The organism is Micromonospora sp. NPDC051227 (assembly GCF_044455385.1).
In the GTDB taxonomy this organism is placed as follows: domain Bacteria; phylum Actinomycetota; class Actinomycetes; order Mycobacteriales; family Micromonosporaceae; genus Micromonospora.
Genome location: NZ_JBITET010000008.1, coordinates 240,263 through 263,241, shown reverse-complemented (window position 1 = coordinate 263,241; position 22,979 = coordinate 240,263). Strand labels below are relative to the sequence as shown.

Here is a 22,979-nt window from a genome sequence, read left to right as displayed (position 1 = left end):
GCCCGAGCGGCGCCCCCGACGCGCCGCCACCCGGACGTGAGATTGGCCGCGCCACGCGCCGTCGTCCTGATCTCCTAGAGACAACTGCGCCCTTCTCCTGGCAGGCTGCCTCCCATGACCCTGAAGCTGCGTTCCGTGGGAACGAGCGACCGTGGGCTGATCCGCAGCGGAAACCAGGACGCCCTGCACGCCGGCAACTGGCTCGTCGCCGTCGCCGACGGTATGGGCGGGATGGCCGCCGGCGACCTGGCCAGCGCCCTCACCATCGACGCGGTCGCCCCGCTGGACGTGGAGACACCCGAGGACGCCCTGGTGGCCGCGCTCGAGGGCGGCATCGCGCTGGCCACCTCCCGGATCCGACAGGCGGTCGCCGAGGATCCCGAGCGTCAGGGCATGGGCACCACGCTGACCGCCCTGCTCTTCGCCCGTACCGGCAGCTGCCTGGCCCTCGCGCACGTCGGCGACTCCCGGGCCTACCTGTTCCGCGAGGGAGTGCTCAAGCAGGTCACCCGGGACGACACGTTCGTCCAGATGCTGGTGGATCAGGGCGTGATCACCGCGGACCAGGCCAGCAGCCACCCGCGCCGCGCCGTGGTCACCCAGGCGTTGCAGGGCGACGAGGTCTCCCCGTCGTACGCGACGATGGTGCCCCGGGCCGGCGATCGGTGGCTGCTGTGCAGCGACGGCCTCTCCAACGTGGTCCGTCCGGACACCCTCAGCGAGGTGCTCAGCGGCTATCCGGACCGGGGCGCCTGCGCCGGCAAGCTGATCGACCTGGCCCTGCACGCCGGCGCGCCGGACAACGTCACAGTCGTGGTGGCCGACGTCGTCGAGGAGTAGGCCGGCGCTCAGCGCCGACGTGGCGTGGCGTGCCGGGTGGGTGTCGCCGTTCCCGGATCCTCCGGCCACGGGTGCCGGGGATAGCGCCCGCGCAGCTCGGAGCGGACCTGCGGATAGCCGGTACGCCAGAACGACGCCAGGTCGGCGGTGACCGCCACCGGGCGTCCGGCGGGGGAGAGCAGGTGCAGCAGCACCGGCACCCGACCGTCGGCGATGCGGGGCGCCGCCGGCCAGCCGAACGTCTCCTGGAGCTTCACGGCGAGCACCGGCGCGGCCGGGTCGCCGTAGTCCAGCCGGATCCGAGAACCACTCGGCACCTCGATCCGCTCCGGGGCCAGCTCGTCGAGGCGGGCGGCCTGCGCCCAGGGCAGCAGTCGACGCAGCGCCGACGGCACGTCCACCCGCGCCAGGTCGGCCCGGCGTCGCGCGGCGGCCAGTTCCGGGCCCAGCCAGCTCGGCGCGGCGTCGAGCAACGAGTCGTCGCCGACCTCCGGCCATGGCTCGCCCAGGTGGTGTCGGAGGAACGCGAGCCGCTCGCGCAGCGCCCGAGCAGCTGGCGTCCACGGCAACAGCCCCAGCCCGTCCTGACGCAGGCCGGTCAGCAGCGCGGCGGCCACCTCCGCCCGGTCCGGCCGGTCCAGCCGCCGCTGGACCAGCTCGATCGCGCCCAGCCGGGTCACCTCCCGGGCCACCACGTCCCCGTCGGACCAGCCGACCTCACGGCCCGTGCGTAGCAACGGGCCGGCCGCCTCCCGGGCCGTCGCCTCGTCCACCGGGGAGGCCCGGCGGATGCGGGCCGACGGCGCGCCGGGGGTGCGGTCCGCGACCGCCACCGCCAGCCAGTCGGACCCGGTCAGCCCCGAGCCGGCCGCCAGCTCCGCGGCGGTCCCGCCGGTCATCAGGTACGCCGAACCGCCCGGCCGCCGCACCCGTGCCAACCGTTCCGGGTACGCCAGACCGACGAGCAGCCCGGCGGCGAGATCGTCGCTCAGTCCACCCGAGCCGGTGCGGCCGGCGGCGTCGGCGCGGCCCTTCGGCGGGGCGCCGGGCGGCAGCGCGGCCCGCAGCCGGCGTACCTCGGTGCGCCAGCGGGCGGTCGCGCCCGTGTCCACACCGGTGCGCAGCCGACGCCAGCCGGCGACCAGATCGTCACCGGGGCTGGCCGCGCTCTCCTCGGCGAGCAGGGCGACCACCTCGGCGGCCCGGTCGGCGCCGACCCGGCCGGCGCCGTCGAGCAGCGCCCGGGCCAGCCGTGGGTGCGCCCCGGCGGCGGCGATCGACCGCCCCCGCGCCGTGATCCGACCGTCGGCGTCGACAGCGCCCAGGGTCTCCAGGGTGTCCCGGGCCACCGTCATCGCGGCTGCCGGCGGCGCGTCGGGCAGCGCGAGCCCGACGCCGTCCGGTGCGCCCCAGGCGGCCAGCTCCAACGCGAAGCCGGTCAGGTCGGCGGTGGCGATCTCCGGCTCGGCACGGGCGGGCAGCCGCTCGTGGGTCGCCGCCGACCAGCAGCGGTAGACGTACCCGGGGGCCTCCCGGCCGGCCCGGCCGGCCCGCTGGGTGGCGGCGGCCCGGGAGACCGGCACGGTGACCAGCGCGCCCAACCCACGGGCCAAGTCGATCCGGGGCACCCGGGACAGCCCGGCGTCCACCACGATCCGCACACCCGGGACGGTCAGACTGGTCTCGGCCAGCGCGGTGGCCAGCACCACCCGTCGTCGGTCCGCGCGACGCAGAGCGGCGTCCTGCTCGGTGCCGCGTTGACGGCCGTGCAGCGGCAGCAGCGCGACCGCGTCCCGCAGGTCGGCCAGCCGGCCGGTGACCGCCGCGATCTCGCCGGCCCCGGGCAGGAAGACGAGCACGTCGCCCTCGTGCTCGCGTAGCGCCCGCCGGACGGTGGCGGCCACGTGGTCGAGCAGGGCCCGGTCCACCGGCCCGGCCCCGGGCGGGGCGATCGGGCGGGCCGGGGGCACCCAGATCCGCTCTACGGGGTGCAACGCCGAGTCGGCCCGTACCACAGGGGCCGGGGCCGGCCCGCCCAGTAGCGCGGCGAACCGGTCGGTGTCCGGGGTCGCCGACATCGCCAGCAGCCACAGGTCCGGCCGGAGGGTGGCGCGCGCCTCCACTGTGAAGGCCAGCGCGAGATCGGCGTCGAGTTGGCGTTCGTGGCACTCGTCGAGCAGCACGGCACCAGTGCCGGGCAGCTCCGGGTCGTGGTGCAGCCGGCGGACCAGCAGGCCGGTGGTGACCACCTCGATCCGGGTGGCCCGGCCGACCCGGCGCTCGCCGCGCACCGCGTAGCCGACCCGCTCACCGACCCGCTCGCCGAGCAGCTCGGCCATGCGCCGGGCAGCGGCACGGGCCGCCACCCGGCGGGGTTGGGCGATCACCACCCGACCGGTCACCCGGTCGGCCACGGCCAGCGGCGCGAGGGTCGTCTTGCCGGTGCCCGGCGGGGCCACCAGCACACCGGCGCCGGCCGCGTCGAGAGCCGCGACCAGCGCCGGCAGCACCGGACGGACCGGCAGGTCAACTGTTACGTCGGAGAGCACGGCCCAGTCTCGCACCGGGACGGGTGCGTCAGGAGCGACGGACCTCGCCGACGCCGAGCACGAAGGCCCGCCAGGCCGGCGCACCGAAGGCGAGCACCGGGCCGGAGCGGTCCTTGCTGTCCCGGACGGCGACCTGACCGTCGACTGTCGCGACCTCCACGCAGTTGCCGTTGCCGCTGCTGCGCGTGCTGGTGCGCCAATCCGCTCGGGTCAGGTCGTACGCCGTCATCCGCGGTACCTCTCGTCTGCGTCGGCGTGCCGCAGAAGCGGTCACGCAAAGTTACGAGAAGCATGCTCAAGACGGGTCAACGACGCCGTCGGATCGAGCGCCATCCGGCACAGCTCCTCGTGCAGAAGGCTATACCCGAGCACATGATCGGCTTCCTCCAGAGCCAGCCCCATCGTGAGGTTATCCAGGTAAACCACTGACGCGTCGGCGGCATCGGCGAAGTTGAGGATCACGTACGGGGTGCTCATGGCCGGATGCCCGCCAGCCGTGAAGGGAAGTACCTGAATTGTCACGTTGGGTAGTTGAGCGATCCGACCCATGTGGACGAGTTGCTCGGCCATAACTGCGGCGCCGCCAACCGGGCGCAGGAGCACCGCCTCGTTGAGGATCACCGACAGGTCGACCGGGTCCTCGCGGCGCAGCACCTCCTGTCGGCGCAGTCGGGCGGCGACCTTGCGCTCCAGGCCGTCCTCGCCGGCGGTGCGCCGGAAGATCTCCCGGGCGTACGCCTCGGTCTGCAACAGCCCGGGCACCGACTCGGCCTCGTACGTGCGCAGCGCCGCCGCCTCGGCCTCCAGGCCGACGTAGAACTCGAACCACTCGGGAAGCACGTCGCTGTAGTTCTGCCACCAGCCGCGCTGCTGCGCCCCCCGGGCGATCTCGATCAGCGCCTCGGCATCCGAACCGGTCACCTGGTACAGCGCGAGAGCGGCCCGGACGTCGCGCGGTTTGATGCCGATCTGCGCGGTCTCGATCCGGGAGAGGTTGCTCTTCGACATGTCGAGCTGACGGGCGGCCACATCGAGGGTCATGCCCGCCCGTTCCCGAAGTTGGCGGAGTTCCCGGGCGATGCGGCGGCGCCGCACGGTAGGGCTGGCGGCGGGCCGGATGGCGGGAGTGGCGGTCACCGTCCGAGTCTGCCACGACAAGATCCGCAGGTCGCACATGCACGGAGTGCAACTTTCAAATCTGGGAGTTGCGTTGCAGTAGCTGTCGGTGCATCCTTTCCCGGTCGCGATCACTGTGGACACACCTGTGCGGGAGGACCGTTGCTCATCGCCGACGAGTTCTTCCTGATCGCACACAACGACAGTCGCGGCAAGGCCAAACTGCACCCGGCGGCGACCGGGCTCGGCCTGGCCGGCGGGCTCCTCGGCGAGCTGATCCTTTATGGACACATCACCGTCACGGCCGGGCAGATCACCGTCATCGACCGGCGTCCGCCGGCCGACGCCCTGGCGCACACGGTGCTGGACCAGTTGGTCGGTGAGCCCCAGCACCGGGAGCTGCGCACCTGGCTGAGCTTCCTGGCGCAGAGCGCCACGACCTCGGTGGGGGAGCGGTTGGCCCGCGCCGGGGTGCTGCGCCGCCAGGAGAGTCGCCGGCTGCTGCGTACCACGGTCAGCTACCTGCCGATCGACCTCAACGCGGTGGCCTGGCCGGCCACCCGGCTACGGGCCCTGCTGGACCGGCCGGAACCGCCGGGCGTGCCGGACGCCCTGCTGCTCGGCCTGGTCGTGGCCGCGGGGCTGACCCGCGAGGTGCTGTGGAGCGCCGGCCCCCGCGCGCACCACCGGTTGAACGTCCTCATCCCCGCGCTGCCGGCGCCACTCAAGGAACTCGTCGGGCACACCGAGGCCGCCGTCGGCGCCGCCGTGCTGCGCGGCGTCCCCTGATCCCCCGGTAACCCCCAACCCTCCCCTCGACAATCGGAGTAGTCGTATGCCCCCGACATCGACAGTCGACCGACCCAGCAACGTCTCCGAAGCCCTGGCCCGAGGCCGTCTCGGCATCCCCTCGGTGATCTTCTTCGTCCTCTCCGCCGCCGCGCCGCTGACCGTGGTGGCCGGCGTCGTCACCACCGGCTACGGCGTCATCGGGGTGACCGGCATCCCGCTGGCCTTCCTGCTGATCGCCGCTGTGCTCGCGCTCTTCTCGGTGGGTTACGTGGCGATGTCCCGCCGGGTGGAGAACGCCGGCGCCTTCTACGCCTACGTCTCCCGTGGCCTCGGCCGACCGGCCGGCGTGGGCGCCGCCTGGGTCGCGCTGATCGCGTACAACGCGTTGCAGGTCGGGCTGTACGGCACCATCGGCGTGGCGGCCGAGCCGGTGCTCGACCGGCTCTTCGGCGGGCACCCGCACTGGGCCGTCGTGGCCCTGGTGGCGTGGGCGTTGGTCGGCCTGCTCGGCCTGCTCCGGGTCGACCTCAACGGCATGGTCCTGGCCGCGCTGCTGGTCGCCGAGATCGTGGTGGTCCTCGTCTTCGATCTGGGACAGCTCGGCAACCCGGCCGAGGGTGGGGTCAGCTTCGCCCCGTTCTCACCGGACAACCTCTTCGTGCCGGGGGTCGGCGCGGTGCTGGTGCTCGCCGTCCTCGGCTTCGTCGGCTTCGAGTCGGCGGTGGTCTTCAGCGAGGAGAGCAAGGACCCGAAGCGGACGGTGCCGCTGGCCACCTACCTCTCGGTGGCGATCATCGCCGGGCTGTACGCGCTGTCGTCATGGACCATGACCGTCGCGGTCGGGCAGGACCAGATCGTCGCCGAGGCCGGCGAGCAGAGCGTCGGGCTCATCTTCAACCTGGCCGCCGCGCACCTCGGCGACACCGCGGTCACCATCGGGCAGGTGCTCTTCCTGACCTCGGTGCTCGCCGCGATGATCTCGTTCCACAACACCACGGCCCGCTACACCTTCGCGCTCGGTCGGGAGCGGGTGCTGCCGGCGGTGTTCGGGCAGACCTCGGCCCGTACCGGGGCGCCGCGGGCCGCCTCGGTGGCGCAGAGCGTCCTCGGACTGCTGGTCATCCTGCTGTACGCGGTCAACGGCTGGGATCCGGTGGTCCAGCTCTTCTTCTGGGTCGGCACCACCGGCGGCTTCGGTGTCCTGCTGCTGATCGCCACCACCTCGGTGGCGGTGATCGCCTACTTCGCCCGCTCCGCCGGGGGCGAGAACCTCTGGCGACGGGCCATCGCGCCCGGCCTGGCCACCATCGCGCTCTTCGTGATCATCTGGTTGGCCGTGTCGAACTTCGCCAACCTGCTCGGCGTCGCGCCGGACTCGACGCTGCGCTGGGCGCTGCCCGCCGCGTACCCGGTGGCCGCCCTGCTGGGCATCGGTTGGGCCCTGCTGCTGCGCAGCAACCGCCCGGACACGTACGCCCGGATCGGCCTGGGGGCGGCGAGCGCCGCGGCCGCCGTCAAGCCGGAGGCGCCGGCCGCCGTGGAGGTGACCCGATGAGCGTGGTCATCGAGCAACTCGGGCCGGAGGAGACCACCCTCGTGGCGGGTCGGATCGCCGAGGCGTTCACCGTCCTGGAGGTGACGTACTGGCTGGTCCCCGACCCGAGCAAGCGGGAGGCGGTACTGGCCGGAGACTTCGAGATCCTGGTCGGGCACGCGATGCGGCACGGCATCGTCCACGCCACAGCGGACCGGGCCTCGGTCGCGGTCTGGTTTCCGTCTGTCGGCCAGCCGGCGCCGCCGCCGGCGGACTACGACGCCCGACTGGCCGCCGCGTGCGGCGAGTGGACCGACCGGTTCCAGCACCTCGACGAGCTGTTCGCGGCGAACCACCCGCATCCGGACCACCACCACCTCGCGTTCCTGGCGACCCGGCCAGACCGGCAGGGGCAGGGCTTGGGAAGCGCGCTGATGCGCCACCACCACGCCTGGCTGGACGCCAACGGGATGCCGGCGTACCTGGAGGCGAGCAGCCCGCGCAGCCGGGACCTGTACGCGAAGCACGGCTACCTGGCCGGCGAGCCGTTCCGGGTGCCCGACGGAACGCCGTTCTGGCCGATGTGGCGCGAGCCGGTCGGGCACTGAGCCGGTCGGGTCGACGCGACGAACACGCCCTGTGGTCGCACTGTAACGCACACGTGACAATCGGACAGCACGGAGGGCCGGGTCAATGGACCCGGCCCTCCGTGCGTCAACCGGTCAGTACGTGCCGTCGAGCTGGCCGCGCAGCTTGGTCAGCGCGCGGGTCAGCAGCCGCGAGACGTGCATCTGCGAGACGCCGATCTGGTCGGCGATCTGCGACTGGGTCAGGTTGCCGTAGAAGCGCAGCGTGAGGATCTTCTGCTCGCGCTCGTCGAGGGTGGCCAGCGCCGGGCCGAGGGCGACCCGCAGCTCGGCCAGCTCGAACTCGCTGTCCTCGCCGCCGAGCATGTCGCCCAGCTCGGTGGCGCGCTCGCCGTCGCCGGTCGGGGTGGACAGCGACACCGCGTTGTACGCGCGGGCACCCTCCAGGCCCTCCAGCACCTCTTCCTCGGTGAGCTTGAGGTGCGCGGCGATGTCGGCGACCGTCGGCGAGCGGCCGAGGGTCTGCAGGAGCGAGCTGTTGGCGTCGGAGATGGCCAGCCGCAGCTCCTGGAGCCGGCGGGGCACCCGGATGTCCCAGGTGCGGTCCCGGAAGTGCCGCTTGAGCTCGCCGATGATGGTGGGGATCGCGTAACCGGCGAAGTCGACACCGCGCTCGGGGTCGAACTTGTCGATGGCCTTGATCAGGCCGATCGCGGCGGTCTGCGCCAGGTCGTCGTTCGGCTCGCCGCGCCCGCTGTAGCGGTGGGCCAGGTGGTTGGCGAGCGGCAGCCAGGCCTCGATCGCCCGGTCCCGCAGAGCGGCGCGCGACGGGTGGTTGGCGGGCAGCGCCGCCATCGCGTTGAGCAGGTCGGCGGCGCTGTCGGTGAGAGCGCGCGGGTCGAGCTTGGTGGTGGCCTTGACGGCGGCGCTCGGCTGCTCGGTGATCGTTGGCGCGGTCATGGGTGGTCCTCCCTGCACCTCGTCCGCTGACGAAAAAGACGTGACGCTTTGGTTTAGCTTCGAATGGGCTGTTCGGGAGTCACCTTAACCTGATCGTCTCCCCGAAATCTAGCCGAAAGGTTGATGTACTTAAGGCGTGTTCGATCACAAAAGGGGCAAGTGGCGCGGAAGTTGGGGTGGCTGTGAGGATCCTTACCCGCTTTTTCGGCTGCGGACCGCTGCCCGGTCGTCGGGTTAACCCGGCCGATCGGCCCCCGCGCCGCGTCGGCTGGTCAACAGGAAATCCGACAAGTCGGCAGGAGTGTCGACTATCCGTCCTTGTCCCGCTGGTGGGACCGGCCGTAGCGTCGCGTGTACACACCCGGTTCGGAGGCACCGTGCTCGATCCAGCCGCTCCCCAGCTTGTCGTGAACAGTCGCACCATCTACTTCAGCTGGCTGCCGGCGGACCCCGACGCGGTCGCCGCGCTGGTCCCTCCGGGGCTCTGCCCCCGCCCCGACCGGCAGGTCTTCCTCAACCAGTACATCGTCGACGATGAGACGCAGACCTCCGGCTTCGGCGCGTACTCGCTGACCTACCTCGGCATCTCGCTGCTGGGCGTCGACGCGCCGGGCGGCCTCAACGCCGGTGGCTGGTGGACCCACTACGTGGCCTCCAGCCGGCGGGTCCGCGAGTACGCCCTCGCCCGTGGTGCCCCGGTGCTCGCCGGGCGCACCCGGATCGACGTCAACGGCGAGGACCTGCTCTCCGAGACGGAGATCGACGGCACACCGTTGGTCCGGGCCCGGTGTCGGGTGGGGGAGACCGGTCACGTGATCAGCAGTGGGCACCACCGCTACTTCACCCGGCGCGACGGCCAACTGCTCAGCTCGGCCTACCCCTTCGTCGCCGAGCCGGTCGCCCCGTTCGAGATCGAGTCGGTGGAGTTCCTCCAGCCCGGGCACCCGATGTACGCGCTGCGCCCGGCCAACCCGCTGACCATCGGCTTCGGCTACTACTCACCGCGCTCGTCGTTCGCCTACCCCGGCGGGCTGAACGTGCACGCGGTCGCCGCGCCGGAGCCGGCCCGACCGCGTCACCAGGTGCCGGCCAGCCTCGCCCGCAGCGGCCTGCCATCCGGGTCGTAGACCAGCCGGTACACCGGCAGCGCCCAGGCCCGGGTGTACCACGGCAGCCGTTCGGGGCGGTGCGGGCGCAGCCGCCCGGGCGGCCGTTCTCCCACCTGGCCGTCGTCGTACCACTGCTGTAGCGCGTCGGCGGCGGCCGTGACGGCCGCGACGGCGTCCGCCGGGTCCAGCAGGTCGGCGTCGTCCGCGCCGTCCGGGTCCCGGTCCAGGTGCTCGCGCCACAGCCGCAGTCGCAGGTCCCGGGCGAAGCTCCGCGCGCCGTCGCCCCGCCCAGCGGGGTCGGTGGGCTCCCGCTGGTCGGGGGTGTCGTCGAGCACTGCGCAGGACAACTCGCTGTCGTGCGTCCAGGACCGCCGGTTGAAGTTGTCGCTGCCCACGCTGGCCCAGACGTCGTCGACCACGCAGATCTTCGCGTGCACGTAGACCGGGCCGCCTGCGTGGTTCTCCACGTCGAACACGTGCACCCGGTCCGGTGCGGCCCGCTCACACAGTGACAGCGCCTGCTCGCGCCCGACCATGTTCGGCGGCAACGCCAGCTTGCCGTCCACGTCCGGGTGACGGGGGACGACGGCGATCAGGTGCAGGTCCGGGTTGTCCCGCAGCGCGTGCGCGAACAGGTCCGCGACCTCGGTCGACCAGAGGTACTGATCCTCCAGGTAGATAAGCCGGCGGGCCCGGCGTACCGCCTTGGTGTAACCCCGGGCCACGGTCCGCTCCCCGTCCGGTGCGAACGAGTAGCGCGGGCGGACGGCGGGGTAGGTGCGCAGCACCTGGATCTGGTGCGGACCGCAGGGTGGCGGATCGGCCGGCTGTTCGGGCAGCGGGTCGGGGCGCAGGTCCGAGCCGCGCAGCCGGTCCCGCAGGTAGGCGATCGGGTTCTCCGAGTCCAGCGGCATCGGGTCGGTCCAGCGTTCGCGGAACAGGGTGTCCAACGCGCCGACCACCGGACCGCGCACCGCGAGCTGCACGTCGTGCCAGGGGGGATTGGGTCCGTACCGGGGGGACATCTGCACCGGTTGCGGGTCGCCGTGGTGCGCGGAGTCGTCGCGGCGGCTGTGGCACAGGTCGATCCCGCCGGCGAAGGCGACGTCCCGCTCGGGCGCGCCCTGGTGCCGCAGCACCACGAGCTTCTGATGGTGCGAGCCGCCGCGCCGAACCCGTTGGTCAAGCAGCACCTCGCCACCGGCGGCCGAGATCGTCTCGCTGAGGTCGCGGTTCTCCGCCTCGCTGTACGCCAGGACGTCGAGGTGCGAGCGCCAGATCAACCCCTTGACCACCACACCGCGCTGCGCGGCCTGCGAGAAGAGTTGGGCCACTGTCGGACCGTCCGGGCGCAGTCGCTGATCCGGGTCACCCCGCCAGTCGGTGAAGAACAGGTGGTCGCCGGGGCCCAGGGCCTCGACCTCGTCGACCAGCCGGTCGAAGTACGCGGCACCGTGAATCAACGGCTCGGCGAGGTTTCCCGTGGTCCATACGGGTATGCCAGAGACCGGGTTGGCGCGTTCCTCAGCGGTGAGGAACCAGTCCTGCAACGGCACCGTCCAGCCCCCCTGGAGGTCGGCAACGTCCTCACGGTAGGACCCCCGATGCGGGTCCGCACGCCAGGCCCCCAGACCGGTGACCTGGCCAACGCCATCGGAAGCGACGCGACAACAGCCGAGGAGGCCACACCATGCCCCGCGACACGACGAATCCCGTGACCGAGAACCGCGAGCCGGCGGTGGAGAGCGAACGGGGTGCGCTGGTAGCGGTGTTGGTGATGGTAATTCTGGGCGTTGCCGGGATTTTCGCGGTCTCCTGAGGCGGCGCCGACGCCCCCGGGGTGACCCGGAGGCGTCCGGCGCCGACCTCAGCGGTCGGCAGTGGTCAGGGCCGGGTGCCCTGGCCGCCGGTGTGCGGGAGCCGCTCGGTGGGGATCACGCCGAGGCGGCCGGCCTGGAAGTCCTCGAACGCCTTGAGCAGTTCGTCCCGGGTGTTCATCACGAATGGGCCGTACTGTGCCACCGGCTCCCGGATCGGCTGACCACCCATGATGTAGAGGTCCAGTGCCGGGGTGTTGCTGTCCTGCGCGGTGTCGGCGCTGAACCGCAGCGCGTCACCCGGGCCGTGCACCGCGAGCTGGCCGGTACGCACCGGCCGCCGGTCGGTGCCGACCGTGCCGCGACCGCCCAGCACGTACACCAGGGCGTTGAAGTCGGGCCGCCAGGGCAGGTCGACCTGCGCGCCCGGCTGGACGGTGACGTGCGTGATGGTGATCGGGGTGGAGGTCGAACCCGGGCCGCGGTGCCCGGCGACCTCGCCGGCGATGACCCGGATCAGCGCGCCGCCGTCGGGCGTGGTGAGCAGCGCCGACTCCCGACCCCTGATGTCCTGGTAGCGGGGCGGGTTCATCTTGGCCGAGCGGGGCAGGTTGACCCACAGTTGCGTGCCGTGGAAGAGCCCGCCGCTCATCACCAGGTGCTCCGGCGGCGCCTCGATGTGCAGCAGGCCGCTGCCCGCCGTCATCCACTGGGTGTCGCCGTCGGTGATGGTGCCGCCACCGCCGTTGGAGTCCTGGTGGTCGAAGACGCCGTCGATGATGTACGTGACGGTCTCGAAGCCGCGGTGCGGGTGCCACGGGGTGCCCTTGGGCTCGCCCGGCGCGTAGTCGACCTCGCCCATCTGGTCGAGGTGGATGAACGGATCCAGGTCGGTGGTCGACACCCCGGCGAAGGCGCGACGGACCGGGAAGCCCTCACCCTCGAAGCCGCTGGGCGCCGTGGTCACCGTGCGGACCGGGCGGATCGTGGCGGCCTCGTCGAGGCGGGGCAGGCGGGGCAGGACGAGAACGTTGTCGACGGTGATCGCGGGCATGTCGGGGCTCCTAGCGTGAGGCGGGGGTGGTCGAGCTGACCCGCGATGCCCGCAGGCGCTCGCCGAGCCGGTCGAAGACCCGGGTGAGGCAGGCGACCTCGGCATCGTCGAGGTCGTCCATGAGATGGGTACGCACCGACGCCAGATGGTGGGGTGCGGCTTCCCGCAGGGCGAGCAGCCCGGCGGCGGTGAGCACCGCCTCGCTGCCGCGCCGGTCGTCCGGGCAGGGCTCCTTGCTGACCAGGCCACGACGCTGCATGGAGGAGACCTGGTAGGTGAGGCGGCTGGGCGAGAAGATCAACCGGCTGGCCAGCTCGCCCATCCGTAGCCGCTGCCCGGGTGCCTCGGAGAGCAGGACCAGCACGTGGTAGTCGGCGAAGCTGAGGTCGCTGTCGACCCGCAGGTCCTCTTCCAACTGGGTGTAGAGACGCTGGCTGGCCTCGATGTAGGCGCGCCAGGCGGCCTCTCGGGTGCTGTCCAGGCTCTCGGTCATGTCCACGACGATAGCACTCTTTCAAAATTTAAATACCGTCGTTAAGCGTCGCCTGGGTCACTTCCCCACGACCTGACCGCTGGATCGTGCAGCTTTGAAGGAAACCCGCGCTAATCAGGCGGCGCGTAGGCCTCGGGTTGTGCCAGACTCCGGCCTCGTGGAACACGTGGAACTCTCCGCCGCCGACCTGTTGCTGCGCCCCTGGCGCGACGCGGACGCTCCGGCGGTGCGCGACGCCCTCCGGGACCCGGCGATCGCCCAGTGGAACCCGCAGGGCGGCGACCCGATCGACGACGAGGTCGCGCTGCTCTGGGTGCGTCGCCGGGCCGACTGGTCCACCGGTGGTCACGCCTCGATGGCGGTCACCGCGGCGGACGACGGCAAACTGCTCGGCTCGGTGTCGCTGCACCGCATCCACGACGGCGACGCGTCCATCGGCTACTGGACGGTGCCCGCGGCGAGGGGGCGTCAGGTGGCGGTCCGCGCCGTCGTCCGGCTCACCGACTGGGCGTTCGCGGATCTCGGGCTGCACAGGGTGGAGCTGTGTCACGCGGTGGCCAACCCGGCGTCCTGCCGGGTCGCCGACCGCGCCGGCTACCCGGCCGAGGGGACCCTGCGCGAGTCGTACCGGTACGGCGACGGCCGCCGCTACGACGAGCACCTGCACGCCCGCCTGGCCACCGACCGTTAGCCGGAGGTGGACCGGGGCCCGAACACGCTCCGGTCCCGGCCGCGAAGGTCGTCTCGAACCGTCACTCGGTGACCTTGCCGAGGAATGTCGCGAGGGCGGTCCTGACGCGCTCGATCCGCTCCGGCAGGGGCAGCGGCTCGGGCGCGGGGGGCCCTGCGTGCTTCTTCCCCCGTAGGTACAGCGAGCAGGCCAGGTCGGAGCACAGGTAGGTGCCCACGGAGTCGCCCTGCCGTCCGCTCGGGCCGGCCTTGGGGGCGGTCATCAGCGAGACGCCACCGCCGAGGTGGGTGGTCAGGCAGAACGAGCACATGCTGTGCCGCACGCGCCCCATCTGGTGCGTGGCGGCCCGCAGCACCACCCCGGCCAGCCTGCCGTCGGTCTCGGCGACCAGGTAGGCCCGCTGCGGCGCGGAGGGATCCCGCCAGCCGAGAAAGTCGAGGTCGTCCCACTGGCGCGTTTCAAGATCGTTCGGTACGGCCAGCCGCTTCGCCTCGCCCTTGCTGCAATTGACGAAGGACGCGCGGATGACAGATTCGGTCAGGACCAACATAGGTAGTAGCCTAGCTCTCTTAGGCAAGCGATTATTACGGCTAGGTTTGGAGTGTGCCGCATGGCACGTGCCGGGGTGACCATCGAGCGCCTGACGCTGGCCGCGGCCGAGCTGGCCGACGAGGTGGGCGTCGAGAACGTCACTGTTGCCGCGCTCGCGCGCCAGTTCGGGGTGAAGGACGCCAGCCTGTACTTCCACCTCAGGAACGCCCACGAACTGCGGGTCAGGATCGCTCTGCTGGCACTGGCGGAGCTGGCCGACCGGGTCGCCGCCGCGCTCGCCGGCCGGGCCGGCAAGGACGCGCTGGTGGCGTTCGCCAACGCGTACCGCGACTACGCGCGAGAGCACCCGGGCCGCTACGCGGCCATGCAGACCGACCTCGATCCGGAGACGGCCGCCGCGAGCGCGGGCGTCCGGCACGCCGAGATGACCCGGGCGATCCTGCGCGGCTACCGGCTCTGCGAGCCCGACCAGACCGACGCGGTGCGAATGATGCACAGCACGTTCCACGGGTTCGTGAGCCTGGAGAAGACCGGCGGCTTCCGCCACACCCCGCGTCTCACCGACGACTCCTGGTCGCGCGCCCTGGACGCCCTCGACGCCGTCCTCACCAACTGGCCGTCGCGCTGAGCTGCCGCAGAGCCACGGCATAGGCTCGGTGGCGTGGATGATCTGGAGCTGGCCGACTGGCGGGAGCGGGTGGCCCGGCTGTACCTGTCCGACGTCGACCTGGCCGGCTTCCGCGCCGGCCGCGACGAACTCTTCGCCACCCACCCGCAGAGCCCGATACCGGTGGCGGAGCGCCCCGACTTCGTCGGGGTGCGCTACTTCCCGCCCAACCCCGACGCCGTGGTCGAGGCGCCCCTGCGGTCGGCCAGCGGTGAGCTGCGCATCGACACCGGTGGCCCGGACGGGGTGGTCGCGTACCGGCGGGTCGCGGTGGCCGAGACGCCGTGGGGGCCGCTGACCCTGTGGTGGATCGAGGCGTACGGGGGCGGACTGTTCGTTCCGCTGCGCGACGGCACCAGCGGGCGGGAGAGCTACGGCGGAGGCCGGTACCTCACCGACACGGTGAAGGGCACCTTCGGCCGGGGCGTCGAGCTGCTGCCCGGCGACCGGGTCCGGCTGGACGCCAACTACCTCTACAACCCGAGCTGCGCCTACGACGACCGCTGGGCCTGCCCGCTGGCGCCACCCGAGAACCGGGTCGAGGTCGAGATCCGCGCCGGCGAGCTGACGTACCACGACTGAACGGCCGCCGCCCCGGCGTGTTGCCGGGACGGCGGTCGATCGTCGCTCAGCGGGCGTTCGCCGCCGAGCCGGACATCTGCATCCGACCGAGCAGCTGCCGCGCCTGGTCGGCGAGCTGCGCGTCGACGGTCACCGCGTACTGGCCGGCGCGCAATGAGCTGGCCGAGGTGAAGTCGCGCTGGCCGCCCGTCATGGCGTGCGCGACCGCGCCGAACACGGCACCCCAGATCGCACCGATGACCAGCCCGACCAGGATCACCGCCAGCCAGTTGCCGACGGTGAAGATGCCGAACAACAGGCCGATGAAGAGCCCGAACCAGGCTCCGGTACCGGCGCCGAGCAGACCGGCTCGACCGGTGGTCATTCGCCCGAGCACCGTCTCCACCAGGGTGAGGTTGGTGCCGACGATGGCGCTGTGCTCCACCGGAAAGCGGTTGTCGGCCAGGTAGTCGACGACCCGCTGCGCGGTCGGATAGTCCGGGTACGAGCCGATCGTCACGGTCGGCGGGCCGGCCTCCGGCCCGTGGCCGTCCCCGGCCGGTGTCGACAGGCGGCCGGCCGGCCCGGATGGAAGCAGGTCGCCACCCTGTGTGCCGGACCGCCAGGCGGCGGTCGGCCCCGAAGCTGACGTCATGAGCATCCTCCCTCGTCAGCTCGCCGGGTTCCCGTCCAGGCCGACCGGTAACGCGGTCTGGACCGTCGGACAGGAGGGGAATGGGCGCGGACTGCCCGGGTAGGCAGTCAGGTGGAGAGCGGACAGATCAGCGACTACGGTTTCCTCGCCGACGGCCGCAGCGCGGCGTTGGTGGACGCCTCGGGCTCGGTGAACTGGTGGTGCCCGGGCCGGTTCGACGCCCCGTCGGTCTTCGGGCGGCTGCTCGACGACAGCGCCGGACACTGGTCGATCCAGCCCGAGGGCGACTACCGCGTCGAACGCTGCTACGTCGAGGACACCCTGGTGTTGCGGACGGTCTTCCGCACCGCCCAGGGGGAGGTCGCCCTGACCGACGCGCTCGCCTTCGAGCCCGGCTCGCGCGGTCACGACATCGGTCTGCACTCGCCGCAGGTGCTGGTCCGTTCGGTGGAGGGGCTGTCCGGTTCGGTGCCGATGCGGGTGCACTACCGGCCGCGCTTCGAGTACGGCCGCACCATCGCGTACCTGATCGAGCGGGAGGACATGCTGGAGGCCATCGCCGGCGCCGCCCGACTCACCCTGCGCGGCAGCGAGCGGTTGACCGCCGGCGACGGCGAGGCCACCGGGACGTTCACCGCCCGCGCCGGCACCAAACACACCTTCACCCTCGGGTACGCCCCGACCTACGACGCCCCGCTGCCGGAGGTGCCGGACGCCGACCAGACCATCGCCGACACCGTCGACGGCTGGCGGTCCTGGACGGCCGAGCACCCGTACGACGGGCTCTACGCCGAGGAGGTGCGGCGCAGCCGGCTGGTGGTCCAGGGCATGACGTACCGGCCCAGCGGAGCGGTGGTGGCCTCGGTGACCACCTCGCTGCCGGAGGAACTCGGCGGGGATCGCAACTACGACTACCGCTACGTCTGGGTGCGCGACTTCAGCCTGACCCTGCGGGCGCTGTGGCGGACGGCGTGCCTCGACGAGGTGCAGCGACAGTTCTCCTGGTTGGGTCGGGCGATGGGCCGCGTCGACGACAAGCCGGTGCCCATCATGTACGGGGTGCTGGGGGAGCGGGATCTCACCGAGCACCGCCTGGAACAGCTCGGCGGCTACCGCGACAGCCCACCGGTGGTGATCGGCAACGACGCGTGGCAGCAGCGGCAGACCGACATCTTCGGCGAGGCGTTGGATGCCGCCTGGTTGATGCGTGACAAGCTGGAGCCGATGGGCCTGGAGGTGCAGCACGTGCTCCGGGTGCTCGCCGACCAGGCCGAGCGGGACTGGTCGTTGCCCGACGCGGGCATGTGGGAGGAGCGCGGCACCCAGCACCACCACGTGTCCTCGAAGGTGCAGTGCTGGGTCGCCCTGGATCGGGCGGTGCGCTTCGGTGACAAGCTCGGCGAGCCGCAGGACGTGGCCCGCTGGGCTGCCGCCCGCGACGCGGTGCGCGCGGAGGTGCTCGAGCGGGGCTGGAACGAGCGGCTCCAGTCGTACACCGGGAGTTTTGAGACCGACGACCTGGACGCGTCGGTGTTGGTGATGCCGCTGGTCGGTTTCCTGCGGGCCGACGAACCGCGGATGCGCTCTACGATCCGCGCGGTGGAGCAGCGGCTCTCCCACGACGGCCTGCTGCGGCGCTGGGACGGCGACCCGGCGGGGTTTCTCATCTGCTCGTTCTGGCTGGTCTGTTGCCTGGCGCTGGCCGGGGAGCGGGACCGGGCGCACGAGCTGTTCCGGGGGTTGGCGGGTCGGGTCAACGACCTCGGCCTGTTCGCCGAGCAGATCGACCCGCTGACCGGGGAGCAGCTGGGCAACTTCCCCCAGGCGTTCTCCCACATCGGCCTGATCAACGCGGCCGGTGTGCTGACCGACGTCGAGCGGGACCCGACGCTGCGCCAGTGCGGTATGCCCCCGGCGTACTTCTCTCCGGTGCGCCAGTGAGCCGGACTTTCCGCCAGATCGTGACAACTTTCTATCTGGTGACGCGAAGTTCTATCGCCTTCCAGTGAAAGGCGTTAATGTCCGGGTAACACCGCGGTGCTCCTCCAGTCGGCGGGAGCGGCACCGAGATCCCCCGGACAGCTGGAGGTCTCGTGTCCCGCACTCTGCGTCGACGGCTCGTCAGCGCCACCACCCTGCTCACCGTCCTGGTCACCCTCTGCCTCGTCCCGCAGGCAAGCGTTCTACCGGCCGCCGCGTCCCCGGCCCAGGCCGCCGCCCTCGCCCCGCCCGCCACCATCGGTTTCGAGAAGGTCGCCCTCGACGGCGGCCTCTCCATGGGCGAACCGATCGAACTGGCCGTCGCACCCGACGGCAAGGTTTTCTACATCAACCGGGGCACCAGCAGCGCCGGTGGTCAGGTCCGCCTCTACAACCCGGCGACCAGGTCCACCACCGTGGCGCTGACCCTGCCACTGGACGCCCGCTTCGAGGACGGCCTGATCGGCATCACAGTGCACCCGAGCTTCGCGAGCAACCGCTGGGTCTACCTCTTCTACTCGCCCAAGGTCACTCCGTTGGTCAACCGGATCAGTCGGTTCACCTTCAACCCGTCCACGCTGCTGCTCGACCCGGGCAGCGAGGACGTGCTGATCGAGTGGCCCACCGAACGCGATCTCTGCTGCCACTCGGCCGGCTCGATGAGCTGGGACACCGCCGGCAACCTGTACTTCGCCGTCGGCGACAACACCAACTCCGGCGGCGACTCCGCCGGGATGGCCCCGATCGACGAGCGGACGAACCGCAACGCCCAGTACGACGCCCAGCGCACCTCGGGCAACACCAACGACCTGCGCGGCAAGATCAACCGGATCCACCCGGAGAACGACGGCAGCTACACCGTCCCCACCGGCAACCTCTTCGCCGCCGGCACCGCGCGAACGCGCCCGGAGATCTATGTGATGGGCGTGCGCAACCCGTACCGGATCTGGGTGGACCGCAAGGCCAACAACACCCTCTACTGGGGCGAGGTCGGCCCGGATGCCGGCACCGACCTCGCCAACCGTGGCCCGGCGGCCTACGACGAGTTCAACCGGGCCAACGGGCCCGGCAACTACGGCTGGCCGTACTGTGGCGGCCCCAATGTCGCCTACAACGACTGGGACTTCGCCACCGCCACCCCGCGTGGCTGGTTCCCCTGCGGCGGCTCGACCGGCCCGGTCAACAACTCACCCCGCAACACGGGCGTCCAGCAGCTTCCGCCGACGAAACCGGCGCTGGTATGGGAGCAGCACGGCGGCAGTGAGGACTGGCCGGCGCTGGACAACCCGGGTGGGTGCGGGTCGCCCAACCACGTCGAGGTCTACCACTACGACCCGAACCTCGTCTCGGACGTGAAGTGGCCGGCCTACTACGACAACAAGTGGCTGATCTCCGAGTACTGCCGCAACTGGATCAAGGAGGTCCAGTTCGACAACGGCAACCCGTCCACCGGGGCGCCGACCGTCATCGAGCCGGTGCTCGCCGGCATGAAACTCGTCCACCCGATCGACTGGCAGTTCGGCCCGGACGGCTCGCTCTACCTGCTGGAGTACGGCAGCGGCTACTTCTCCGGCGCGGTCGACGCCGGTCTCTACAAAATCAACTACGTCCAGGGTGGCCGGTCACCGGTAGCCAGGGCCACCGTCAACCGGGACAACGGACTCGCCCCTCTCTCGGTGACCTTCTCCAGCGCCGGCAGCTCGGACCCGGACGGCGACCCGCTGACGTACGCCTGGGACTTCACCAACAACGGCAGCACCGACTCGACCGCCGCGAACCCGTCCTTCACGTACTCCGCCAACGGCAGCTACAGCGCCCGGCTCACGGTCAACGACGGCACCGGTCGCAGCGCCACCACAGTGGTCTCGGTGGTGGTCGGCAACAACCGGCCGACGGTCACGTTGACCGGACTGCCCGCCGGCGGGCTCTTCGACTGGGGACAGGACCTGGCGGTGGGCGCCACGGCCAGCGACCCGCAGGACGGCACGCCGGCCTGCTCGGCGGTGGTCGTCCGGGCCGCGCTGGGCCACCAGGAGCACGCCCACGAGGAGGGGGAGGGGACGGGCTGCGGCGCGACCTTCAACACCGGCCCGGTGCACGCCGGCCCCGACTCGGTGCTGTTCTTCGTCCTGCGGGGCAGCTACACCGATCGCGGCGCGACCGGCTCGGCCGCACTCACCGGTGAGCAGGAGATCAGCCTCTACCCGAAACAGTGGCAGGCCGAGCACTTCGTCCAGCTCAACGGCCCCAAGGTGATCGACCAGGCGGCGGCCGAGGGTGGCAAGCGGCTGGGTGACGTCCAGAACGGCGAGAGCGTCCGGCACCACGCGGTGAGCCTCAAGGGGATCACCGGCGTCCGGGCCCGGGTCTCCTCTGGCGGCCCCGGCGGCACCCTCGCCTTCCGGTACGACTCACCCACCGGCACCGAGGTCGCCCGGATCGCGGTGCCGAACACCGGCGGCTGGGACAACTACACCGAGTTGAGCGCCACGGTGACCAGGCCAGACGACGGCACCCACGACCTGTACCTGGTCGTCACCGGCGGCAGCGGGGCATTGCTGGACGTGGACAGCTACACCTTCACCGGCCCGGGCGTCGGCACCGGCGGGGCGCGCACCGGTGAGGTGAAGGCCCTCGGCAAGTGCGCGGACATCGCCTCCAGCCAGACCGCGAACGGCACCAAGGTGCAGACCTGGACCTGCAACGGCACCGCCGCGCAGCGCTGGACCCTGCCCGGCGACGGTACGGTGCGTGGGCTCGCCAAGTGCCTGGACGTGAAGGCGAGCGGCACCACCGACGGCACCCTCGTGCAGCTCTACGACTGCAACGGCAGCGGGGCCCAGCAGTGGGCCGCCCAGCCGGACGGCAGCCTGCGCAACCCCCAGTCCGGACGTTGCCTGGACATCCCCAACTCGGACCTCACCGACGGCCGCCAACTGCGGATCTGGACCTGCAACGGCACCGGGGCGCAACGCTGGACCCTGCCGTGACCGCCCCCTGATCGGCTCGGCACCCGTACCCGAGCGTCGATGACGCACGGGGCCGGGCGGCGGAGGCGGAGCCCGGCCGTCCACCCACGTGCCCCGGGTGGGCGGCCGGGACTCGGGGGACAATGCCGGTATGCGGCTGGTGATCACGGCGGACACCCACGTACCGAAGCGGGCCCGGGACCTACCCGGGCCCCTCTGGGCGGCCATCGAGGCGGCCGATGTCGTGGTGCACGCCGGCGACTGGGTGGACGAGGCCCTGCTCGACGCCATGACCGCGCGATCGCGCCGACTGATCGGGGTGTACGGCAACAACGACGGCCCGGCGCTGCGCGCTCGGCTGCCGGAGGTGGCCCGGGTCGAGCTCGACGGCCTGCGGGTCGCGGTGGTGCACGAAACCGGGCCCCGGACCGGCCGGGAGAAGCGGTGCGCGGCCCGCTTTCCCGACGTCGAATTGCTGGTCTTCGGGCACTCGCACATTGCCTGGGACACCGAGGCGGTCGGTGGGCTGCGCCTGCTGAACCCCGGCTCACCCACCGACCGCCGCTCCCAACCCCACGCCACCTACCTCACCGCCGAGGTGCACGCCGGCACCCTCACCAAGGTCCGCCTGCACCGTCTGCCCCGCCCCTGACCCTGATCCTGACCCCGCCCCTCACCCGCGATCTTGCACTTGCTGTCGACGATTTGCGCCTCGCGCGCCCTTTGTCGCGACAGGAAGTGCAAGATCGCGTGGAGGGGGTCGGGGTTACTGGCCTCGGCCCGTTTCGGCTTGGAGCTCGTCGATGCGCTTGGACGCCTCGGCCTTGGTCAGGTCGTCCGGGAGGTCGGCGTGGGCTTCCCGGGCCAGCGTGCTCAGGTAGGACTCCTGGGCGGCGGTCGGCGGCTCGTCCCCGGTGACCCACTCGTCCGGGTCCTTGATCGCGGCGTTCTGGTCGGCTTGTTCGGTGCGGCGGTCGGTCATCATCATCACCCTTTCTTTCGAACAGGTGTGCCAGTACCCCGATCATCCGTGGTTCATGCCCGAACGCCGCCACCTACGATCATCGGATGACGGAGGACCGGTCGAACGTGGTGGTGGTCGGGGCGGGCATCGCCGGGGTGGCCTGTGCGGTCGAGTTGACCCGGGCCGGGGTGCCGGTGCAGGTCCGGGAGCGGGGGCACGTGTGCGGTGGCCGGATGGCCAGCAGACGATTCCAGGGTCGGCCCGCGGACATCGGCGCCGCCTACTTCACCGCCACCGACCCGGACTTCGCCGCACTGGTCGAGCAGTGGCGCGCCGCCGGGCTGGTCCGCGAATGGACCGACACCTTCCAGGCGTACGACCGGAGTGGCAACCGCGAGGTGCCCGGGCCGATGCGCTTCGCCGCCCCCCGTGGGCTGCGCTCGTTGGTCGAGCACCTGGCCGGCTCGGCACCGGTGACCGTCGACCGGCTGGTGCTCACAGTGGAACCCGGCCCGGTCGTCGACGGGCAGTCGTGTGCGGCGGTCGCCCTGGCCATGCCGGGCCCGCAGGCCGCCCTGCTGCTCGACCCGGCCCTGACCGACGCCACCCGGGTCGTACAGGCGCAACGCTGGTCGCCGTCGCTGGCCGCGGTGCTGCGCTTCCCGACCCGGCGCTGGCCGGACTTCCGGGGCGCGTTCGTCAACGAGCACCCGGTCCTCAACCTCGTCTGCGACGACGGCGACCGGCGCGGTGACGGCGCTCCGGTGCTGGTCGCGCACACCGTGCCGGAGTTCGCGGCCGGTCACCTGGCCCAACCCACCGGGGCCGGCCCGGCCATCGAGCAGGCCGTCCGGGACCTGCTGGGGCTGCCCGAGCAGGCCGTCGACGTGCACGTGCACCGTTGGACGTACGCGAAGCCGACCAGCCACGCCGGCGGCGCCACCCACCACCTCGACGCCGACGGAATCGGCCTGGCCGGCGACGCGTTCGGCAAGCCCCGGGTGCAGAGCGCCTGGCGCTCCGGGCGGGACCTCGGCCGTGCGCTGGCCGCCCGCCTGGCCTGAGCCACCCGCTCAGGCGTGTCGCCTG

At 71.9% G+C, this 22,979-nt stretch carries 23 protein-coding genes; 13 read left to right on the top strand and 10 right to left on the bottom strand.

Annotated elements, in window-relative coordinates:
* The first annotated feature begins 114 nt into the window (after positions 1-114).
* The gene (locus tag ACIA47_RS21370; RefSeq protein ID WP_203122460.1) at positions 115-840 is read left to right on the top strand and encodes a protein phosphatase 2C domain-containing protein; all 726 of its coding nucleotides are present in this window, start codon (positions 115-117) and stop codon (positions 838-840) included.
* Between the two features lie 8 nt (positions 841-848).
* Here ACIA47_RS21370 and hrpB read toward each other — a convergent pair whose 3' ends face one another.
* From hrpB to ACIA47_RS21355, 3 genes are read right to left on the bottom strand one after another with little or no spacing between them, the layout of a single operon-like run.
* The gene (gene hrpB, locus ACIA47_RS21365) at positions 849-3,389 is read right to left on the bottom strand and encodes an ATP-dependent helicase HrpB (protein WP_396710079.1); all 2,541 of its coding nucleotides are present in this window, start codon (positions 3,387-3,389) and stop codon (positions 849-851) included.
* Between the two features lie 28 nt (positions 3,390-3,417).
* Entirely contained in the window at positions 3,418-3,618 is a 201-nt protein-coding gene (locus ACIA47_RS21360; RefSeq protein WP_112583435.1) for a DUF397 domain-containing protein, read from the bottom strand.
* Between the two features lie 41 nt (positions 3,619-3,659).
* The gene (locus tag ACIA47_RS21355) at positions 3,660-4,484 is read right to left on the bottom strand and encodes a helix-turn-helix domain-containing protein (RefSeq protein ID WP_396710154.1); all 825 of its coding nucleotides are present in this window, start codon (positions 4,482-4,484) and stop codon (positions 3,660-3,662) included.
* Positions 4,485-4,667: 183 nt separating this feature from the next.
* On the opposite strand from ACIA47_RS21355, the gene ACIA47_RS21350 reads away from it, so the two are divergent.
* Genes ACIA47_RS21350 through ACIA47_RS21340 form a run of 3 tightly spaced genes read left to right on the top strand, consistent with a single transcriptional unit; the run spans position 4,668 to position 7,439 of the window.
* Positions 4,668-5,294, top strand: a complete 627-nt coding sequence (locus ACIA47_RS21350) for a GPP34 family phosphoprotein (protein WP_203120641.1) — start codon at positions 4,668-4,670, stop codon at positions 5,292-5,294.
* A 46-nt stretch (positions 5,295-5,340) separates the two neighbouring features.
* Positions 5,341-6,852 carry an APC family permease gene (locus ACIA47_RS21345; RefSeq protein WP_396710076.1) on the top strand — a complete coding sequence of 504 codons (1,512 nt, stop codon included), beginning with the start codon at positions 5,341-5,343 and terminating at the stop codon, positions 6,850-6,852.
* Complete coding sequence (locus ACIA47_RS21340) at positions 6,849-7,439, top strand: N-acetyltransferase (RefSeq protein ID WP_091401614.1); 591 nt, start codon at positions 6,849-6,851, stop codon at positions 7,437-7,439. Before ACIA47_RS21345 ends, ACIA47_RS21340 begins: the two co-directional genes overlap by 4 nt.
* Before the next feature lie 114 nt (positions 7,440-7,553).
* Here the strand turns inward: ACIA47_RS21340 and ACIA47_RS21335 are convergent, their stop codons facing one another.
* On the bottom strand, positions 7,554-8,378 hold the full coding sequence (locus ACIA47_RS21335) for a SigB/SigF/SigG family RNA polymerase sigma factor (RefSeq protein WP_091401616.1): 825 nt from the start codon (positions 8,376-8,378) through the stop codon (positions 7,554-7,556).
* A gap of 377 nt (positions 8,379-8,755) precedes the next feature.
* On the opposite strand from ACIA47_RS21335, the gene ACIA47_RS21330 reads away from it, so the two are divergent.
* Positions 8,756-9,505, top strand: coding sequence for a hypothetical protein (locus ACIA47_RS21330; RefSeq protein ID WP_396710073.1), 750 nt, complete (start codon positions 8,756-8,758; stop codon positions 9,503-9,505).
* Here ACIA47_RS21330 and ACIA47_RS21325 read toward each other — a convergent pair.
* Positions 9,454-11,043: a phospholipase D-like domain-containing protein gene (locus ACIA47_RS21325; RefSeq protein WP_203120643.1), complete on the bottom strand. Its 1,590-nt coding sequence runs from the start codon at positions 11,041-11,043 to the stop codon at positions 9,454-9,456. The two genes, ACIA47_RS21330 and ACIA47_RS21325, sit on opposite strands and share 52 nt — an antisense overlap.
* Positions 11,044-11,177: 134 nt before the next feature.
* Here ACIA47_RS21325 and ACIA47_RS21320 point away from each other — a divergent pair, with 134 nt between their 5' ends.
* The gene (locus ACIA47_RS21320; RefSeq protein ID WP_256441970.1) at positions 11,178-11,306 is read left to right on the top strand and encodes a hypothetical protein; all 129 of its coding nucleotides are present in this window, start codon (positions 11,178-11,180) and stop codon (positions 11,304-11,306) included.
* Between the two features lie 65 nt (positions 11,307-11,371).
* Here ACIA47_RS21320 and ACIA47_RS21315 read toward each other — a convergent pair whose 3' ends face one another.
* Together ACIA47_RS21315 and ACIA47_RS21310 are read right to left on the bottom strand one after the other, a co-directional pair.
* Positions 11,372-12,358: a pirin family protein gene (locus ACIA47_RS21315; RefSeq protein ID WP_396710070.1), complete on the bottom strand. Its 987-nt coding sequence runs from the start codon at positions 12,356-12,358 to the stop codon at positions 11,372-11,374.
* Positions 12,359-12,368: 10 nt separating this feature from the next.
* Positions 12,369-12,851: a MarR family winged helix-turn-helix transcriptional regulator gene (locus ACIA47_RS21310; RefSeq protein ID WP_112583452.1), complete on the bottom strand. Its 483-nt coding sequence runs from the start codon at positions 12,849-12,851 to the stop codon at positions 12,369-12,371.
* 157 nt (positions 12,852-13,008) lie between these two features.
* On the opposite strand from ACIA47_RS21310, the gene ACIA47_RS21305 reads away from it, so the two are divergent.
* A complete protein-coding gene (locus tag ACIA47_RS21305) occupies positions 13,009-13,542 on the top strand; it encodes a GNAT family N-acetyltransferase (RefSeq protein WP_396710068.1) in 534 nt (177 codons plus the stop codon).
* Positions 13,543-13,603: 61 nt separating this feature from the next.
* On the opposite strand, the gene ACIA47_RS21300 is transcribed toward ACIA47_RS21305, so the two are convergent.
* Positions 13,604-14,092, bottom strand: a complete 489-nt coding sequence (locus tag ACIA47_RS21300; RefSeq protein ID WP_396710066.1) for an FBP domain-containing protein — start codon at positions 14,090-14,092, stop codon at positions 13,604-13,606.
* A 75-nt stretch (positions 14,093-14,167) separates the two neighbouring features.
* On the opposite strand from ACIA47_RS21300, the gene ACIA47_RS21295 reads away from it, so the two are divergent.
* Positions 14,168-14,722, top strand: a complete 555-nt coding sequence (locus ACIA47_RS21295; RefSeq protein ID WP_396710064.1) for a TetR/AcrR family transcriptional regulator — start codon at positions 14,168-14,170, stop codon at positions 14,720-14,722.
* Between the two features lie 33 nt (positions 14,723-14,755).
* Entirely contained in the window at positions 14,756-15,343 is a 588-nt protein-coding gene (locus ACIA47_RS21290) for a DUF1684 domain-containing protein (protein WP_396710062.1), read from the top strand.
* Positions 15,344-15,389: 46 nt separating this feature from the next.
* Here ACIA47_RS21290 and ACIA47_RS21285 read toward each other — a convergent pair whose 3' ends face one another.
* Complete coding sequence (locus ACIA47_RS21285) at positions 15,390-15,977, bottom strand: general stress protein (protein WP_203120647.1); 588 nt, start codon at positions 15,975-15,977, stop codon at positions 15,390-15,392.
* Positions 15,978-16,088: 111 nt separating this feature from the next.
* Here ACIA47_RS21285 and ACIA47_RS21280 point away from each other — a divergent pair, with 111 nt between their 5' ends.
* From ACIA47_RS21280 to ACIA47_RS21270, 3 genes are all read left to right on the top strand, one after another.
* On the top strand, positions 16,089-17,918 hold the full coding sequence (locus tag ACIA47_RS21280) for a glycoside hydrolase family 15 protein (protein ID WP_203120648.1): 1,830 nt from the start codon (positions 16,089-16,091) through the stop codon (positions 17,916-17,918).
* A gap of 152 nt (positions 17,919-18,070) precedes the next feature.
* The gene (locus ACIA47_RS21275) at positions 18,071-20,947 is read left to right on the top strand and encodes a ricin-type beta-trefoil lectin domain protein (RefSeq protein WP_396710059.1); all 2,877 of its coding nucleotides are present in this window, start codon (positions 18,071-18,073) and stop codon (positions 20,945-20,947) included.
* A 130-nt stretch (positions 20,948-21,077) separates the two neighbouring features.
* Positions 21,078-21,578: a metallophosphoesterase family protein gene (locus ACIA47_RS21270; protein ID WP_396710057.1), complete on the top strand. Its 501-nt coding sequence runs from the start codon at positions 21,078-21,080 to the stop codon at positions 21,576-21,578.
* 114 nt (positions 21,579-21,692) lie between these two features.
* Here the strand turns inward: ACIA47_RS21270 and ACIA47_RS21265 are convergent, their stop codons facing one another.
* The gene (locus tag ACIA47_RS21265) at positions 21,693-21,911 is read right to left on the bottom strand and encodes a DUF3072 domain-containing protein (RefSeq protein WP_091402204.1); all 219 of its coding nucleotides are present in this window, start codon (positions 21,909-21,911) and stop codon (positions 21,693-21,695) included.
* A gap of 104 nt (positions 21,912-22,015) precedes the next feature.
* On the opposite strand from ACIA47_RS21265, the gene ACIA47_RS21260 reads away from it, so the two are divergent.
* Positions 22,016-22,954 carry an NAD(P)/FAD-dependent oxidoreductase gene (locus ACIA47_RS21260; RefSeq protein ID WP_396710151.1) on the top strand — a complete coding sequence of 313 codons (939 nt, stop codon included), beginning with the start codon at positions 22,016-22,018 and terminating at the stop codon, positions 22,952-22,954.
* The last annotated feature ends 25 nt before the right edge of the window (positions 22,955-22,979 follow it).